At 63.7% G+C, this 15,316-nt stretch carries 21 protein-coding genes; 8 read left to right on the top strand and 13 right to left on the bottom strand.

Translation table 11 applies throughout. From position 1 onward, the window contains the following. On the top strand, positions 1–638 hold a 638-nt coding region (locus MKK88_RS01440; RefSeq protein WP_243996809.1), incomplete at its 5' end, for a hypothetical protein. A gap of 375 nt (positions 639–1,013) precedes the next feature. On the opposite strand, the gene MKK88_RS01435 is transcribed toward MKK88_RS01440, so the two are convergent. The 7 genes from MKK88_RS01435 to MKK88_RS01405 form a co-directional block, all read right to left on the bottom strand. Further along, entirely contained in the window at positions 1,014–1,265 is a 252-nt protein-coding gene (locus tag MKK88_RS01435) for a hypothetical protein (RefSeq protein WP_243996808.1), read from the bottom strand. Positions 1,266–1,273: 8 nt separating this feature from the next. Further along, complete coding sequence (locus tag MKK88_RS01430; RefSeq protein ID WP_243996807.1) at positions 1,274–1,864, bottom strand: hypothetical protein; 591 nt, start codon at positions 1,862–1,864, stop codon at positions 1,274–1,276. Between the two features lie 2 nt (positions 1,865–1,866). Continuing rightward, a complete protein-coding gene (locus tag MKK88_RS01425; RefSeq protein ID WP_243996806.1) occupies positions 1,867–2,085 on the bottom strand; it encodes a hypothetical protein in 219 nt (72 codons plus the stop codon). After that, positions 2,082–2,501 (bottom strand): DUF5681 domain-containing protein, encoded by a 420-nt coding sequence (locus tag MKK88_RS01420; protein ID WP_243996811.1) that lies wholly within the window; start codon positions 2,499–2,501, stop codon positions 2,082–2,084. The genes MKK88_RS01425 and MKK88_RS01420 overlap by 4 nt, the downstream gene beginning before the upstream one ends. A gap of 82 nt (positions 2,502–2,583) precedes the next feature. Beyond that, positions 2,584–2,799: a hypothetical protein gene (locus tag MKK88_RS01415; protein ID WP_243996805.1), complete on the bottom strand. Its 216-nt coding sequence runs from the start codon at positions 2,797–2,799 to the stop codon at positions 2,584–2,586. Between the two features lie 1,123 nt (positions 2,800–3,922). Then, positions 3,923–4,132 carry a hypothetical protein gene (locus tag MKK88_RS01410; RefSeq protein WP_243996804.1) on the bottom strand — a complete coding sequence of 70 codons (210 nt, stop codon included), beginning with the start codon at positions 4,130–4,132 and terminating at the stop codon, positions 3,923–3,925. 376 nt (positions 4,133–4,508) lie between these two features. After that, positions 4,509–4,925 carry a GlcG/HbpS family heme-binding protein gene (locus MKK88_RS01405; RefSeq protein ID WP_243996803.1) on the bottom strand — a complete coding sequence of 139 codons (417 nt, stop codon included), beginning with the start codon at positions 4,923–4,925 and terminating at the stop codon, positions 4,509–4,511. A gap of 360 nt (positions 4,926–5,285) precedes the next feature. On the opposite strand from MKK88_RS01405, the gene MKK88_RS01400 reads away from it, so the two are divergent. From MKK88_RS01400 to MKK88_RS01385, 4 genes are all read left to right on the top strand, one after another. Next, complete coding sequence (locus MKK88_RS01400; protein ID WP_243996802.1) at positions 5,286–5,480, top strand: DUF2735 domain-containing protein; 195 nt, start codon at positions 5,286–5,288, stop codon at positions 5,478–5,480. A 183-nt stretch (positions 5,481–5,663) separates the two neighbouring features. After that, positions 5,664–5,939 (top strand): hypothetical protein, encoded by a 276-nt coding sequence (locus MKK88_RS01395; protein WP_243996801.1) that lies wholly within the window; start codon positions 5,664–5,666, stop codon positions 5,937–5,939. Between the two features lie 205 nt (positions 5,940–6,144). Then, entirely contained in the window at positions 6,145–7,074 is a 930-nt protein-coding gene (locus MKK88_RS01390) for an alpha/beta hydrolase (protein WP_243996800.1), read from the top strand. Then, positions 7,075–8,286, top strand: coding sequence for an OpgC family protein (locus MKK88_RS01385; RefSeq protein ID WP_243996799.1), 1,212 nt, complete (start codon positions 7,075–7,077; stop codon positions 8,284–8,286). Between the two features lie 2 nt (positions 8,287–8,288). Here MKK88_RS01385 and MKK88_RS01380 read toward each other — a convergent pair whose 3' ends face one another. Continuing rightward, positions 8,289–8,471 carry a hypothetical protein gene (locus MKK88_RS01380; protein WP_243996798.1) on the bottom strand — a complete coding sequence of 61 codons (183 nt, stop codon included), beginning with the start codon at positions 8,469–8,471 and terminating at the stop codon, positions 8,289–8,291. Between the two features lie 64 nt (positions 8,472–8,535). Between MKK88_RS01380 and MKK88_RS01375 the strand changes: the two genes are divergently transcribed. After that, positions 8,536–8,961, top strand: coding sequence for a hypothetical protein (locus MKK88_RS01375; RefSeq protein ID WP_243996810.1), 426 nt, complete (start codon positions 8,536–8,538; stop codon positions 8,959–8,961). On the opposite strand, the gene MKK88_RS01370 is transcribed toward MKK88_RS01375, so the two are convergent. Further along, on the bottom strand, positions 8,952–9,215 hold the full coding sequence (locus MKK88_RS01370; RefSeq protein ID WP_243996797.1) for a hypothetical protein: 264 nt from the start codon (positions 9,213–9,215) through the stop codon (positions 8,952–8,954). The genes MKK88_RS01375 and MKK88_RS01370 overlap by 10 nt on opposite strands. Positions 9,216–9,528: 313 nt before the next feature. On the opposite strand from MKK88_RS01370, the gene MKK88_RS01365 reads away from it, so the two are divergent. Further along, positions 9,529–10,422, top strand: coding sequence for a GGDEF domain-containing protein (locus tag MKK88_RS01365; RefSeq protein WP_243996796.1), 894 nt, complete (start codon positions 9,529–9,531; stop codon positions 10,420–10,422). Positions 10,423–10,482: 60 nt separating this feature from the next. After that, positions 10,483–10,977: a PAS domain-containing protein gene (locus MKK88_RS01360; protein WP_243996795.1), complete on the top strand. Its 495-nt coding sequence runs from the start codon at positions 10,483–10,485 to the stop codon at positions 10,975–10,977. Position 10,978: 1 nt separating this feature from the next. Here MKK88_RS01360 and MKK88_RS01355 read toward each other — a convergent pair whose 3' ends face one another. The 4 genes from MKK88_RS01355 to MKK88_RS01340 form a co-directional block, all read right to left on the bottom strand. After that, positions 10,979–12,094, bottom strand: a complete 1,116-nt coding sequence (locus MKK88_RS01355) for an HD domain-containing phosphohydrolase (protein ID WP_243996794.1) — start codon at positions 12,092–12,094, stop codon at positions 10,979–10,981. A gap of 28 nt (positions 12,095–12,122) precedes the next feature. Next, positions 12,123–12,290 carry a hypothetical protein gene (locus tag MKK88_RS01350; RefSeq protein ID WP_243996793.1) on the bottom strand — a complete coding sequence of 56 codons (168 nt, stop codon included), beginning with the start codon at positions 12,288–12,290 and terminating at the stop codon, positions 12,123–12,125. Positions 12,291–12,459: 169 nt separating this feature from the next. After that, positions 12,460–14,151 carry a methyl-accepting chemotaxis protein gene (locus MKK88_RS01345; RefSeq protein WP_243996792.1) on the bottom strand — a complete coding sequence of 564 codons (1,692 nt, stop codon included), beginning with the start codon at positions 14,149–14,151 and terminating at the stop codon, positions 12,460–12,462. Positions 14,152–14,424: 273 nt separating this feature from the next. Further along, a complete protein-coding gene (locus tag MKK88_RS01340) occupies positions 14,425–15,186 on the bottom strand; it encodes a hypothetical protein (protein WP_243996791.1) in 762 nt (253 codons plus the stop codon). Positions 15,187–15,316 lie beyond the last annotated feature (130 nt).

Here is a 15,316-nt window from a genome sequence, read left to right as displayed (position 1 = left end):
CCGGCCTTGGAATGATCGCGACCGAAGAGCGATTAAGCAAGAATGTAATTGGATTTGGCCTTCCGTCGGCACCTGCATTATATTTGAATATGGCTTTTAGTGCCCATCGACAACGCATTGCTACAAATATTGAAAATTTATTCGCTAATCATCCTCCACCGCAGGGGATATTCCCAGACAATCATTCTCCTTTATTTGATTACTTTGAAGTGGCAATGATGGAGTTAGTTTGCTCCTATAGCGCTATTGAGGCTACAGCGAACGAGCTGATCCCTGAAGGGTTTACCTATCAACGGCCGAGCAAGGGGAACCAGCCACCAGTTGCAATGGCAAAGCTAGAGATCGAAAGAAAAATTTCGCTGGATGAGAAGCTGAAGCGCGTGCTGCCTCAAGCGTTAGGGAAGGCAAGCCCGGCAAGTGGCACTCTCTGGCCTCCATACAGTAAGTTGCAGGATTTGCGAGATCGTCTCATACATCTTAAGACTGTAGACCAGACGCGAAGTGGACCAGAGACAGAAACTATTTGGGGGCGACTTTTAAGACTGGGGCCGACTGTCTATCCGAACGTCGCTGCAAATATGATAAGTCATTTCATCAAGCCTGAGCGCCGCTGGTTCAGAAGTCGGCCGACCGCTTAACCGTCTCACTGCGCCCAGGCCGAGCCGCGCGGCGATGCAGGCTTGAGAAGGACGGGCCGGATCCCGTGATGACGTGGTTCGGCCCTGTGCCGTTCGGCGTTCAGCCGGAGCGACGGACGCGATGTAGCGCGTAACGGTGATGATGCGGCGGCGGTAAGTGCTGAGCAACCAGAAGGCGATCAATGGTGATCAAGGTTGAAGTCTGGGGCGAGACGATTGCCTTAGACGTGCATCAGCGCTCGAAGGCAGTCTGGCTTGCCCGCGGGGAGTACAAAGGCAAAGCTTACGAGGGGAAGGGTAGAAGCCCCGGAACGGCTGCCGCCAGTTGGCGCGAGCAGGCCCGCTACTTCTCGAATTAGCTCAGCGATCTACCGCTCAGTGCTCGGTGACGAAGCGCGCTGCCCATTCCTCGGCCGTCAGCTCGGGACCGACGAGGCACAGCACGCCGTTGGTGATGGACGCCTTGCCTTGCGCCGTCCAGCGCTGCCAGTTCGCGAGGGCGTCGTCAGCCCGCAGGTCGCCGGCCGTGTCGCCGATCGGGTGATCCGACAGGAGGGCGGTCGGCGCGCCGATCCGGCGGCCGGCCTCGATGCGCGCGAGGCGGCGTTCTAGGTCGATGATGCTCATGCTGGGCCTCAGTGCCTTACGACGTGGCCGGCACGCTGGGTCGCCTCGAACAGCGCATCGTCACGACCGCGGATCCGGTCGCGCATTCCTAGAGCCGTGATGGAGCGGGTCAGCCGTTCCATCCTGTCATCGGTCAGCGAGGCCCGCTCGCCGTTGAGCGGCACCGCCAGGACGATCCCGATCAGAACAGCGTCGGTCATGGACCGGGTCTTATCCTCATGCCGGGGGTCTACGGCGTTGATCTCGGCATCGGTCGGATCCGGCAGGCTGCGGTGCTGCATCTCCGCCCGACAGTCTGCCAGCAGGTCGTCATGGTAGCGGTCCACCTCACCCATCAGGGCGCCGAACTCTGTCGGACTGAAAGCGCGCATGTCATCGTGCGCCCACCGCGGCGCCGGCATGGGGTACTCAGCAGGCCACGCACAGCGCACGATCAGCTCGCCGTCGGCAATGTGTCCGGTCTCGCGGGCTCGGCTCACACCCTCCTCGATCTCGGCCGCGGTGCATCCCCAGACCACGAAGTAGAGGCCGCGGGGCGGGCGCCGGGACGCCTCGATCTTCGCCAGCCGACGCTCAAGGCTCGTGACTATCGCGGTCATCGTCAGAGGCTCCGCTGTAGGGCGTCGAATGTGCCGGGCGGCAACGGCCCCTTGCATCCGCCCTGAAACCAATCGGCAAGGGCGAGGTCAGCCGGGTCGGCGGATACCTCGCGCAGCGCTTCGGCCAACTCGTCGTCGGGCATGGCTTTGAGGGTGGGGTCGGCCGTGAAGCGGCGCGCCTCGATCTTCCGTAGCCGGGCCTCCAAGCTCGCTACCGTCACAGCCCGCCCTCCTCGATCCGGGCCAGCCGCTCGGCCAGATCCGCCGTCTTGATCGCGTTCACGTGCGCATCGACCAGCTTGGACAGTTCGGCGGCTTCGCTGGGCGTGATCTCGCCGGCAGCCACGCCTTGCATCAGGGCGTGCGTCGCCCTGGTGAGGTCTGCCGGCTTCTCGATCGGCGGCAGCGTGAAGGTGATGGGCCGGTCCCGCCGAACCGGGATGATGCGGTCCAGACAGAGGCGCATAGCGACCGGATCGCCATCCTTCGCCATCTCCACGGCCTTGTTCAAGATCGCCTCGGCGTCGCCGTCGAGGATCCTTTCCAGGGCGGTCGTGGCGCGGTTGCGCGCACCCTTGGGGCGGCCGGCAGGGTTGCCGCTCCTTCCCTGCTCGAACTGGCCTTCTTCCTTCGGCATCACGTGGCCGTCCCGTGGTTGTTCGTCCTGTAAAGATCAGGATGAAAACAGGTTGATGATAGATAGCACTGGCTAAGAGGTTTCACGACTGCGCCTCATCTGTCGGCATCTTGAGCGACTGCAACCCCTCCGCGAGGCCCTGCAACGCAGCGGCTGCGGCCTGCTGGCGGACTGCGGCGGCGTCGTCCTGGGTCTCCATCGTCACGGCCGCGGTGAGCGCCATCTGACGGGCGGTCTCGATGCCGGCGACGAAGGCGGTACTCCCGGCCGGGGTGAGCCTCGAACCATAGGCGGTCAATCTGACTGGCAGGCATGGGGGATCCTCTCAGGCTGCGTCGTCGGGGGTGGAATGGGTGTCCGTGCGGCGGGACGGGCGGGGCACGCACGGGGCGAGCAACGGCGCTCCGTCGCGACGGCTGATCCGGGTATCCGGCGCGGCTCTGAGGATGGTGGCTTCGGCTCGACTGCCGAGGGCCAGAACACCTGAGGTCGGGGGACCACGGGGGCGGTGTCGCGATGCGGGATAATGGGACGTTGGCGTCCACCGGACTTGGTCTCAACGGTGAACGACCGCGACGAGCGGTTTCGCATGGTGCTCTGAGCTTCTGGGGTAGTGACGACCGATTGTCGTCACGAAGATGCGGATACCGACTTAACGAAGCGATACTCGGGCCGGATTTACGGTGTCTTATGCGGCAGCCGAGCGAACGCGGGAGCTGTAGTAGGCCCGACGGAGGGCGTGAGCAGCCTCAGCCTCTGGCGAGCGGGCTACATGCAACGGCAGGATTTCTGCAGAATGTCGTGATGTAGATCTTGGCGCGTTCACGGCGGGCAGAGGAGCGGCTGTAGCCACGCCGGTCTTGAGGAAGATCTTCAGGTTCTCAGCCCGCGCTTGAGCCTCCTGGCGCACCATTAGGAGACCGACCACGAACAGAGCTGAGCCCGCCCCGATCAGGACGAGCGCGATGACGTACCCAAGCGCCATAGGATCGTTGCCGATGTGAGAAGCTGCAGCAGCGGCCGAACCGGCGACGTGCTGCGTTGCAAGCAGCCTCAGCCACCTTGGTTAACTGCGTATTAAATACGTAACCCGGGTTCATGTTGCGGGTGTTGTGCCAAGGTGTGGCCTCACGTGACGGCCCAACCGTCTGCGAGCTTGGCATCTGATCATGCAGTACCGCCTGCGGATCGCTCGACGTCGGCCGCAAGGGAGTGTGGCTACCGACAGCACAGCCTTCGACGCCCCGACCATCGAGGCGGCGATTTCGCGTGCAACGGATCTGGTAAGCCGCTTCTTGGGTGATCAGCCTGGTGTCGCGATGCTGACCAGTGCCTACCGTGGTTTGGTTTGGAGCCACCGTCAAAAGATGCCGAAGACACGGCGTGGTTAGATCTGACGCCTTCGTCGCCGAGAAAGGGCATTAGGCTATCCGCACCGCCCGGGCCCGTAGCCGCTCAGCCTCCTGTCGCCACGCATCCCGCTCGTCCTGCACTGCCTCGATGCGAGCATGCAGGTGACCGGCGTCGATGGCGGTCTCCATCAGCATGTCTTGGGCGGTGGCGAGCTGCTGGCGCAGTTCGGCATTCTCGGTCGCCAAGGCGAGGAGTAGGGCAGCCAGGTCATCGCTCATCCAGGCTCCACGCCGCCGCAAGGCAGCGCGTCTAGCCGGGCTCAAGCTTGGCCGCAATCGCGGCTGATGTTCGCGACTGCGCCGACGAGGCCGCACCGTGGCTGAGGGGGGGGCAGACCCCGGTGCTGCTCTTCCGGCGCGCGGCCGAAGCCGATCGCTGAGGGTATGATGGCGCTGGGCAGTTAACGGATCTTGAGCGCGCTACCGGGCGGCTGCCTGTCGCTGGAAAGGGATCCCGCAGTTGTCCTAGATCAAGGCTTGATCCACGGCTTCCATCTCGCCCTTGAGGCGGGCGATTTCGGCGGCCTGCGCGTTGTCACCATCGATTGGGAAAATAGGATCGCGCGCATGTGCTCGCCTGAGCCTGCGAGACCGCTCAGCCAGCGAAGGGCAGCCGTTGGAGCGCTGTGCGCACCGCGTGACATACGGCTAGATCGTCTTCGGGCTCACCGCCCGACGAGCCGACGCCGCCCACGATCTCCTCGCCGACCAGCAGCGGCAACCCACCCGTCAGAGGCAGGCGTCCGGGGAAGGCGAGAAGCGCCGCGTTCGCTTGGATCGCCTCCTGAAGATCCTGTGTCGACGTGCGCGTGATCGCGGCTGTTCGAGCCTTCAGCCAGGCCGCCTCCGGCGTATGGAGCCGCGCGCCGTCAAGACGTTCAAGGGCGAGCAGCACGCCCGCTTCGTCGACCACCGCGAACGCTACCGGAAGGCTGCGCCGTTCGGCCTCCTCGCGTCCCGCAGCCATGAGGATGCGCACGTCGGACGCGTCGAGGCAGGTACGCTGATGCATGGGACACCGTCGGATTACGTTCGTGTGAAGCCTCGAACTACCCGCCCCGGGGCGCCGTTTCCTCCTGCGGATCGTAGGTCTGGCCGTGTTGCGTGGGCATGGGCTCAAGATGGCGGCGGGGCGGGTGTCAAGCCTATCGTCCGACTTCGTTGACGGACTGAAAGCGCCACTAGGCCAATTTTCAGGACCTAGTGATACACAGTTTTACAAAATACAAGCCCATGTAACAAAATAAAATATGAAAATAAATTGAGCAATTTTCAAATATTTATTAGGCAATCCGCCAGCAGTGACCATATGAAATACAAGCTCGTATCGTCTGCTCTTAGAGAGATCGAGCATATTAAAGAAAGATAAGAAATGACCGTTAAATCTTTACGCGGATTGCCCACAGTCGCTAAGCGCACCGCGGAAATTACGCCGATCGCTGTTGGTCTTCGCCACGAGAACCAGGCCGTGGCCTTGAATTTCAAGCCGGAGCCGATCGTTGCGACTGAATGTGGAAGCGGTTGGTATCACGACGCCGCGATCCAGCAGCTCAAAGAAATTCACTAAAGTACAGCTTGTTTTTTCTGGTTGTATTTCGCGCCTGATGCGTAGCTCCGGCCGCATTACTAGCGATTAGCTACATAGAGGTGTGTGCTGGTCGAACCCCTGCTGCCCGCCCCCTGTGACACTACCACCGGGACACATCGCACGCGAGCGACTGTTCCCCACGCCCACAGACGAAAGAACATTATGACCAAGCTCATTCTCGCCGCGGCTTTTGCTGCGGTGCTTGCTACCCCTGTCTCTGCACAGGTCTTCGAGACCCCGACCACCACGACCGTGATCGTCCCACCCGGCGCGCCCGGTGTCGTCACGCGCCAGCCTGGCTCGACTGGGGAGGAAGGCGCCAGCTCCTATTCGCCGACGGGTCGTGCTGCCGATAGCATCTCGAACGACTCGGCTGCTGCCGGCAACGAAGGGCAGCCTTCGCGGGTGGGTTCGACCGGCAGCGGTGGCGGCAAGTAGGGTTGCCTTCTACTTAGGCGAGGCTCTGTCGAATAAGCGCAGCTTGGAGCAACAAAACGGCTGCTCGTCCCTGGGTGAGTGGTCTCAGCCGCCCGTCCTCAAGAGACGGAAGCACCAAGCTCTCAATTTGTCCGCTGACGCGATCTTGCATCCAAAATGCAAAGGCTACGCCTCACGAGGCTGCGGTCTTTCAAACTGGAGTGTCATGCCGGATCGCCGTTCTATTCTCCTCACGCTCGCTACGGCGGCCTTCACTTTTGCATCCAGGGCAGATGCCGTCGGAGCACCGGAACGTATCCCGCTCTGGCCGGGTCAACCACCTGGCGGGGGCGGACCGCAGGGGCCGATCGCTCGCGATGACAGTGGCGCCGTCAGCAATGTCGCGACACCCCTGTTGGAGGTGTTCGTGCCAGAGAACCCAACCGGCGTCGCGGTCCTCGTAGCGGGCGGAGGCGGCTACACCCGCATTGGGATTGTCAAAGAGGCACTGCCCGCCGCGTTGTGGCTCACGGCGCAGGGCATCACAGCCTTCGTGCTCACCTATCGATTGCCACGCGAGGGGTGGCATGACGGCCCACTTGTACCCATCCAAGATGGACAGCGCGCCATGCGCCTGATCCGGGCTAATGCAGAGCGTTTCCGGGTCGACCCGAACCGCATCGGGGTCATGGGCTTCTCGGCCGGTGGCCACCTCTGCGGCATGGTCGCCGCGCGCTCGGATTATCGCTCCTATACGCCGGTGGACGCGGTCGACGACCTCTCAGCTCGTCCCGATTTCGCGGCGCTTCTGTACCCGGTGGTCAGCCTGGGACCGCCCTATGACCGGACGACTACCCGTCGTTCCCTCGTCGGCGAGACCCCGACGCTGGAGATGAGCGAGATGTGGTCGCTTCAAACCTACATCAAAGCGGGGTGTCCCACGATCTTCCTGGTGCAGGCTGATGACGACCAGGTGATCAGTCCTGAGCACAGCCGCGTACTCGACGAGGCCTGCCGCGAGGTACGGGTACCGGTCGAGTATCACCGCTTCGCCGTAGGCGGACACGGGTTCGGTATCGGCCAATCGGATGCACCGGTCGCTCTCTGGCCCAGGCTCTGCCGCCTATGGCTGACAAGCATCTCGGTGATGCGCTGAATGAAGAACCCTGACGACCTCGCCTCGGACGCTCCTTCACACGATGCTCCCGTGGCTGGGCCGGCAGAGGTCGTCGCCACGCCCAATCGACCACCTGAGCCCGAACGGAGGAAGCCGGTCCGTGATGCACGGGTCGACGTGGTGCGCGGTTTCGCGCTGCTCACGATCTTCATCGACCACATCCCGCGCAACGCCCCAGCCCTGCTGACGCTGCACAATTTCGGGTTTTCGGACGCAGCCGAGATTTTCGTGCTGCTCGCCGGCTACTCCTCGATGATCGCCTATGGTGGCCTGTTCCGCCGGGCCGGGGTATGGTCGACCCTAATCCGCATCGCCCAGCGTTGTTTGCGCATCTACCTGTTCCAGGGCGGGCTGCTGTTCGCCACCCTTGTGATCGTTCGTATCTGGATGGACGTCACGGGGATTGCGCCTCGGTTCGGGGTCGCACCCCTGCTACAGATGGGCCTGCTGCCAGGGCTCTTGCGCGGCCTCGCGCTGAACGCGCTGCCCAATTACCTGGACATCCTGCCGCTCTACATCCTGCTGCTCGCCCTGTTCCCCCTCGTCTATCTAGGAATGCAGCGTGGGGTCTGGGGTGTGCTGGCACTATCGGGCACGCTATGGCTCGCGGCCAACGTCGACCACACCCTGAACCTGCCCAATGCTGCGGCGGTAGACGACGGGTGGTACTTCAACCCGTTCGCCTGGCAGTTCTTGTTCGTGCTCGGGGTCACCCTCGCTCTCACGGTCCGGGCCGGGGACGGGCTTCTGCCGCGACGGGGTTGGACTACAGCTGCGGCCTGGGCCTACCTTGGCTTTGCTTTGCTCCAAGGTGGAAACTGGGTAGATTGGGGCCTGCCGGATTTCAGGCTGGTGGCGATCGAGGCCCCGGACAAGAGCCATGTCGCGCCGCTGCGCCTGCTCCACATTTTTGCACTGACTTACTTGGCGTTTAGCTCTCCCGCGGTGGCGCGCTTCTGCCGGTGGCGCCTGCTTCGGCTGATCGACGCCTGCGGCCGGCACTCGTTGGAGATCTTCGCAACCGGATGTTTGGCGGCCCTCATCGGCCGCATCCTCTACCGCACCTTCGACGCCACGTGGCCTCTGCAGGTCATGGTCAATGTCGGCGGCCTCGCGGCGATGCTGAGCCTTGCCAGCTTCCTGGATGCCCACGCCAGGAGACGCGTCCGGCGAGAGGCTTCCCGCTCTTGAGATCATAGATCCTGCCGTCTCTGCAGCCTCAGAGCTAAAATCAGCGCACCGGGCCAGAACACGAGGCTGAGCAGGGCTATCGGGACGATGGGACGGCCCTTCCACCAGACGATGATGACCGGCGCGAACAGGGCCGGGATGGCCGCTGCGAGAAAGGCCCAGAATTGAAGGTCGGATAAGTCCATATGTGATCGGTAGCAGCGTTCCACGGCTACGCTTTCTTTATGACGGGTGGCACAGTCGGCCACCATGCCGATCCGGCCCGAGCATCGCTTCTTCTACCCCATCGACTGGGCGCAGCTCTCGGCCGTGATCCGGTTCGGCCGGGCTAGAGGCTGCTGCGAGGGCTGCGGACGGCCGCATGGACGGATGGTCTATCACCTCGGCGATGGCCGCTGGTGGGACGCTGAGGCCGGCCGGTGGCGCGACGGATGGGGCAGGCGGATCCGGGTCGCATCAGGCACCGACATCCTCAGCAGCATCCGCCGGACCCGGGTTGTCCTAGCCGCGGCCCACCGGGACCACGACACCTCGAACAACGCAGACGCCAACCTCGCAGCCTTCTGCCAGCGGTGCCACATGATCCACGACCGGCCGGAGCATCGGCGCCGGCGCTGGCGGACCCTGTTCCGGCGGAAGGCGTTGGGCGACCTGTTCGGCGGACCCTACGTTTGAGCCGGCTGACGCGTAGCTTGGGGGGCTGCAGGCATTGCCTCGTCGGCGAGTGCGGCACCTGAGCCTTCCACGATGCCGATCAGTTCGGCTTCGGTCAGCTGGGCGCCATCCGGACCGGTGACAGTGATGTCGTGACGCTCGGCCGCCTTGAAGTCACGCAGCTTACGCAGTGCCCAATCCGCCGTCGGGCAGTTGTATGTGGTGATACCGTTCCGTGCGGCGCCCCGGACAACATAGAGGCGGCGCTGTTCCATCACACGTCGATCCCGGCGGCCCCCAATATGGCCTGCTGCTTCAAGATGCTGATCTGGTGTGTGCGGATCGCGTGCTCTAGGTCAAGTACGACTGGGTCATTCTCCTCACGGAGAACAAGGATTGCCCTTTCAAGCGCGGCAACAAACTGTTGGTCGAGCAGAATGTCGAGGGTTAATCCTGTTTCGCAGACGGGCGCAGTTGCGATCTATGTTAGGATCTAGCTCCGACATGCAGACCTAACGATAGCGGCAGACCTTGGTTCGCTGACGGCCTCCGGTTGTGAGGAGATCCTTTGCCAAACGGGATCGGCAGGTGCCGGTACTGGCCTCGTCCACGACGGGATCCCACAGCTACAAGAAGGCTTACCTGTTGAGGTTTGCTTCAACCAAAAAGGGTAGGCTGCTCGGCAGCAGACTCCTCTCCGTGCGCCTCATGTCGCTACTCCGCTTCACCCCATTCGGGACGATCCGCATCGCAAGCACGGGCGATTTGCGAGCCTATGTCGCTCGAACCACTGCGTTCTGCGTAGCGGCTGCGCTCGCCTGCGACGTGGTCAATCAGATGGTGTTCTTCGAAGACTGGACCGCGGCCGTTCGATCCTGGGTCGTCACCGTGGTGGTCGTTGTAGCAGTGGCCCTGCCGGTGTCGCGGGCGATCGCCACTGCACACCTGACGCTGTTTCGGGCTGGTCAAACGGATCACCTCACGGGCTTGGCGAACAGGCGCGCGCTGCTCGACCGCGCGGACGACCCCAAGCTCATGGCGCTGGTGATCGCCGACATCGACCGGTTCAAGGCGGTGAACGATGGCTACGGGCACCTCACCGGCGACGCGGTGCTCAAAGCAGTCGCAGATCTGATGCAAGCCGAACTCGGAGACCTCGGTCTCGTCGGGCGCCTCGGGGGCGAAGAGTTCGCCTTGGTCTGTATGGACGGGAATGAGCGTGATCTGGTCCGGCGGCTGGAAGCGTTCCGCGAGGCCGTGGCACGGACTCCCATCGCGGCCGGCGATGGCCTGACCGTACCTGTGACGATCTCGGCGGGCGTGGCCCGACGGACCAGCCACCAGTCTTTTCGGGAACTCTACGCCGAAGCGGATAAGGCTCTCTACATCGCCAAGGCGTCGGGGCGGAACCAGATTGTGCTCGCGGAATGCACCTTCCCTGTGTCTGATGAGGGCGTCTGCGAACGATCAGCAGCCGCGTAGCTCCTGCTGAGATTTTCACGTCCGCTTGGACGTATTCCGTCCATGAGGCGTTGTACCCTCATGATGGCTCTCGACCTGATCCGGGCGCTCGCCGAGGATGCGCCCATCGGCATCGTCGTTACGGATGCGACTATCGACTCGCCGGGACCGATCATACGCTATGCCAATCCCGCCTTCGCGTGCCTCGTCGGGCGCAGCCTCAAGGAGATCCTCGGTCAAAGCCCACGCTTCATGCAGGGGCAAGAGACCCGGGAGGAAACGCTCGCCACCTTCAAGCGCGCCCTGGCCACTGGCGAGCGCTTCCACGGCTATCTGACCAACTACCGTGGCGATGGCACCAAGTACCGCGCCGAGATCGACTGCCGGCCGCTGCATAGCTCCGAAGGCCGCATCGAGCACTTTGTATCGTTCGAGCGTGAGGTGATCCGGCGCGTCGGCCGACCCGCGCCCGGCACGGCCGGACGCTACCAGTCCGCCGGTACGGGCGGTGCCCCATTGACCAGCGCTCTTCGAGCACTCTCGCTTTTTGAGGAGGCGTATGTCGAGGGGCCGTGACCTACTCTGCGTTCACCTCGACCTCGCGCCGCAGTTCCGGCACGCGTGCCCAAGGCTCCGTGGTCTGGATCATCGCCTCGAACCGTGACCCAACCGCGGTATCACGAACAGACAGGACGGCTTCCCAGGCCTCCGTAAAACCTACCACACAAGCCGGATCGAAATGCCGACCGCTGTCGATCTGAATGCAGCGCAACGCCTCGTCGAACGCCATCGCCCCCTTGTACGGCCGGACCGTCGTCAGGGCATCGAACACATCGGCCACCGCGACGATCCGTGCCGACAGTGGAATGGCTTCGCCGACCAGACCGTGCGGGTAGCCGCTGCCGTCCCACTTCTCGTGATGTGCCTCTGCTATCTCGGCCGCCAAGCTGATCAGCTCTGAGCCGCTGCCGGCCAGGATCCGCCGACCGATCACGGGATGCGTGCGGATCACCGCGAACTCCGCTTCGTCGAGTCGGCCCTTCTTCAGTAGGATCCCGTCCGGGACGGCCACCTTGCCGATGTCGTGTAGCGGCGCTGCGAGGTACAGCCTGTGGCAGAAGTCCTCCGGCAGGCCCATCGCCTCGGCGATGATCTGGCTGTAGCGCGCAACCCGCCAGGTGTGGTCGCCCGTATCGTTGTCGCGATACTCGATGGCGAGGGCTAGACGGAAGATAACCTCAGCCTCCCGCTCACGCAGACGGCGCGTCGCGCGCTCGATCTCACCGGCCATGCTCGACGCCTGCTCGTCGAGGTGCCGCACGGCGCTGGCGAGATGCACGAGGTTGCGCAGCCGCACGCTCACTTCGACGCCCTTGGCCCGCTTGTCTAGGAAGTCGGTGGCACCTGCCTCCAGCGCGCTGAGCCGGGCAGCGTCGCACACGTCGCTGGTGATCATCGCGATGGGTGCCTGCGCGTAGTGCGGTATGGCGCGGATCTCGCGGATGAACGCGATGCCGTCCATCTCGGGCATGTGCTGATCGACCAGCACGAGGTCGAACGCGCAGGTCCGGGCTTCCACCAGCGCAGCGACCGGATCGGTGCAGGCGGTTATGACGACGCTGTGTTCCGCCTCCAGCAACCGTCGGAGACGCATCAGCATAGTCGTGCTGTCATCGACGAGGAGAACGTCCATCGGTCCATTCCTCTGTTGGAACGCGTCATCAGAGATCAGTCGGCTTTGGGCAGTTGGATCTGGCCCCAGATGGGTAGGTCTGAGCGATGACGCCGAGCCGTGAGAATGCCTCGGCCAACTGGCAGAGGCTGATGCGGAAGGCCCCGACCTCCGACGTCACATCGAGCTGGAACGCCATCCGGTCGGTCTCCTGCATCAAGTCTCGGCACAGCTGCTGCAGGGACTGACCCAACGTCCGGATCTGGGGCCAGCGCGGACCGAGGTCAGCATCGGCGACGATGGCTTATTCCAGGGCCTTGGCGAGGCGTTCGGCGCCCTCGTGGCTCAACCTGTGCGAGAGAGAATGGACCTCTGCCATGGCTCGCTTACGCAGCACGCACGGTGGCGAGGAAGCGCCCAACCTCGGCGGCAAGGTACTCGGACTGGCGCGACAGCTCTGACGCCGCGCCGAGCACTTGGCTCGCCGCCGCTCCGGTTTCCTCGGCCGCGCCCGCCACTCCGGCGATGTTGCTCGTCACCTCGCCCGTGCCCATCGCAGCCTGAGAGACGTTGCGCACGATTTCTTGCGTGGCCGCACCCTGTTCTTCGACGGCTGCCGCGATCGAGGTGGCGACATCGCTGATTTCGCGGATCCGCTCGGTGATGCCGGCGATCGAGGACACCGCCAGGCTGGTCGAGGTCTGGATCTGGCTGATCTGGCTCGCGATCTCGCCGGTCGCCTTGGCGGTCTGCTCGGCCAGTGCCTTCACTTCCGAAGCAACGACCGCGAAGCCCTTGCCCGAGGCTCCGGCACGCGCTGCCTCAATGGTGGCGTTCAAGGCCAGGAGGTTGGTCTGGCCGGCGATCGTAGAGATTAGCCCGACCACGTCGCCGATCCGCGCCACGGCCGCGCTCAGTTCCTGCACCAGCGCGCCGGTCTGATCCGCCTCACGCACAGCCCGGTGCGCCAGTTCGGCTGAGCCCTGCACCTGCCGGCCGATTTCCTGCACCGATGAACCCAGCTCCTCAGCGGCAGCGGCCACGGTATTGACGTTCGAGGCAGCTTCCTCAGCCGCGACCGCGACCGTAGTGGACTGACTGGCTGTTTCGGTGGCCGTGGAGGTCATCTGCTGTGCGGTGGCCTGCAGTTCGGTGGATGAGGACGACACCATGCCGATGATGCCACCGACCGCCTGCTCGAAGCCGTCGGCCATCTGGCGCATGCCGGCCTTACGTTGCTTCTCGGCTGCGAGCCGTGCCTGAACGGTCTCAGCCTCCAATTGCCGGGTGCGAATTAGGTTGTCCTTGAACACCTGTACGGCCGCCGCCATCGCGCCGATTTCGTCTTGGCGCTGGCGGTATGGGATCGCAGCAACGGCATCACCGCCGGCCAGAACCGACATCGCACCGGTCATCGCCTGGATCGGACGCGAGACGCGCAGCAGCCCGAAGACAGCGGCGGCACAAGCGGCCAGTACGGCCAGGGCGACGGCGATATAGGCCGCCAGTATCGCAGCGTCAGCATCGGCCTTGGCAGTATCTGCATCTCGACGGGCGCCCTGCTCGTTCAGCGCGACATCGCGTGTGAGATCAGCACGAGCCTCATCGTAGAGACTTGCGGTCTCCGGTACGGTCATCAGCTTGAGAGCAGCCGGTTGCTGTCCAGTCTCCATCAGGCGACGCATCTCGGCGTCAGCCTGTTCGAACCGTTTCCAGGCGGTTGCGAAGGCACCGTAGATCTCTCGCTCCTCGCTTGAGGAGATGAGCGGTTTGTAGGCCTTGCGCACTTGAGCGAGCTTGTCGTGCGTCGCGGCAAGCTTGGCTTCGTTTTCCGCCAAGCGAGCAGGTGTGTCGGACAAAGTAAGCAGGCGCAGCTGTTTGATACGAACTTCAGCAGCGGCATCGCGCATCTGACCGACGGCCACGATGGACGGAAGCCAGTTCGCCGCCACTTCCGATACGGAGTGCCGGATCCCCAAGAGCTTGAAGATCGAGAGTGCACCCTGGCCAGCGGCGATAAGCGCAAGCAAGCCAAAGGCAGCCGCGAGCGCGGCTTTGAGCGAGCGAGTTGGGCGCATTGGGATCGGCAAACGCGGGAGAGGCCGATCGATCCGCCGCGCACGGTATCGTCCGGGTCGTTCCCACCACCGAGCAATGGGAATATCTCCCGCAAATATTTAGCCCAATGATTAAATACCTCTTAATTTGGCGTCTTAAGTCAGGAAGCAGACAAAACGAATACAGATCTTCCCGCTTATTTCTGCCGATATTCGACCCTCACAACCACTAAACTAATGTGGATTAGAGTGTTAATTATCTCTGCGTTCGTAATATCGGCCGCTTGCAGACCCTCACCGCATAGCTCGGTGGCCTCTACCACCCGCGAGAATTCTCACAGGGTCGCTTCGGCCAAAGTCGCCCGCTGCCCCTCGGCAGCCCTTCTTCGCTTCCGCGTCCACAAGCTGTCTCTGTGGATCTCCCTTATCCGTGGGGTGCAGCGTTTTGCACCCTATGCTGCCGAGCAGCGCCGGGGCCACAGATCGCCCTCCCCGCCGGAGCCACTGCAGCCATTCCCGGCTGATGATGCGCACCACGTTGGGGTCGGACTTCCGGCCTTGGTGGCGCCGCTCTTGAATGGTCAGCAACCCGTCGCCCTCGGCCAGCCGGATCGCGGCCTGCGCCAGCCGGCGGCAGACGCCCGCCCGTGCTGCGATGGCGTCGATGCACAGCCCGCAGGCGCCATTGCGAGCCATTTCGTCCCCGACGACCCGCAGGACCGCGAGCTGCCCGGTGGTGAACCTGCTGGCGAGCGCGGGCGGCATCGGGCCGGAGCAGGCGAGCCGGCGGCGGCGCTCGATCGCCACGGATCGCTCAGGAGCCCGCTGGAGGCGCTTCGGCGGGAACAGCGTTGCACGGCCGAGCGGGATGCCGACGGGCGCCACGGCCTCGCGGATCGCGCTCCTGCGGCTGTGCAGCGCCTCGGCCAAGCCCTGCGCTTCTGAGTCGGTGACGGTCTCGGCGGCGTGCGCCTGCCAGATGGTGCGCGACAGGTCGTCGAGCTGCGCGAGTGTCCGCGCGCCCTCGATCGCCTCCCGCATGGTGGCGTGAAACATCGATCCCGGTCCCTCACGGGCCGCGGCTAGGGTCCAGGCAAAGCCTTCCCGTTGACGGAAACAGGTTCCGTCTTGACTCCCGAGGGAATCATGTGGCTTGTGGGGGACAGCGATGTCGGGCCCACAAAGC

The sequence above is a fragment of the Methylobacterium sp. E-005 genome (assembly GCF_022829725.1).
Classification (GTDB): domain Bacteria; phylum Pseudomonadota; class Alphaproteobacteria; order Rhizobiales; family Beijerinckiaceae; genus Methylobacterium.
This window is presented reverse-complemented; position numbering and strand designations above follow the sequence as displayed.

Coding starts and splice junctions, on each gene's coding strand:
- MKK88_RS01405 (WP_243996803.1), bottom strand. CDS start 4,925: ATGCATCAGCGTACCTGCCTCGACGCGTCCGACGTGCGCATCCTCATG.
- MKK88_RS01340 (WP_243996791.1), bottom strand. CDS start 15,186: ATGTTTCACGCCACCATGCGGGAGGCGATCGAGGGCGCGCGGACACTC.
- MKK88_RS01410 (WP_243996804.1), bottom strand. CDS start 4,132: ATGAGCGATGACCTGGCTGCCCTACTCCTCGCCTTGGCGACCGAGAAT.
- MKK88_RS01370 (WP_243996797.1), bottom strand. CDS start 9,215: ATGGAACAGCGCCGCCTCTATGTTGTCCGGGGCGCCGCACGGAACGGT.
- MKK88_RS01355 (WP_243996794.1), bottom strand. CDS start 12,094: ATGGACGTTCTCCTCGTCGATGACAGCACGACTATGCTGATGCGTCTC.
- MKK88_RS01360 (WP_243996795.1), top strand. CDS start 10,483: ATGATGGCTCTCGACCTGATCCGGGCGCTCGCCGAGGATGCGCCCATC.
- MKK88_RS01350 (WP_243996793.1), bottom strand. CDS start 12,290: ATGCAGGAGACCGACCGGATGGCGTTCCAGCTCGATGTGACGTCGGAG.
- MKK88_RS01420 (WP_243996811.1), bottom strand. CDS start 2,501: ATGCCGAAGGAAGAAGGCCAGTTCGAGCAGGGAAGGAGCGGCAACCCT.
- MKK88_RS01385 (WP_243996799.1), top strand. CDS start 7,075: ATGAAGAACCCTGACGACCTCGCCTCGGACGCTCCTTCACACGATGCT.
- MKK88_RS01430 (WP_243996807.1), bottom strand. CDS start 1,864: ATGACCGCGATAGTCACGAGCCTTGAGCGTCGGCTGGCGAAGATCGAG.
- MKK88_RS01380 (WP_243996798.1), bottom strand. CDS start 8,471: ATGGACTTATCCGACCTTCAATTCTGGGCCTTTCTCGCAGCGGCCATC.
- MKK88_RS01375 (WP_243996810.1), top strand. CDS start 8,536: ATGCCGATCCGGCCCGAGCATCGCTTCTTCTACCCCATCGACTGGGCG.
- MKK88_RS01345 (WP_243996792.1), bottom strand. CDS start 14,151: ATGCGCCCAACTCGCTCGCTCAAAGCCGCGCTCGCGGCTGCCTTTGGC.
- MKK88_RS01390 (WP_243996800.1), top strand. CDS start 6,145: ATGCCGGATCGCCGTTCTATTCTCCTCACGCTCGCTACGGCGGCCTTC.
- MKK88_RS01435 (WP_243996808.1), bottom strand. CDS start 1,265: ATGAGCATCATCGACCTAGAACGCCGCCTCGCGCGCATCGAGGCCGGC.
- MKK88_RS01395 (WP_243996801.1), top strand. CDS start 5,664: ATGACCAAGCTCATTCTCGCCGCGGCTTTTGCTGCGGTGCTTGCTACC.
- MKK88_RS01400 (WP_243996802.1), top strand. CDS start 5,286: ATGACCGTTAAATCTTTACGCGGATTGCCCACAGTCGCTAAGCGCACC.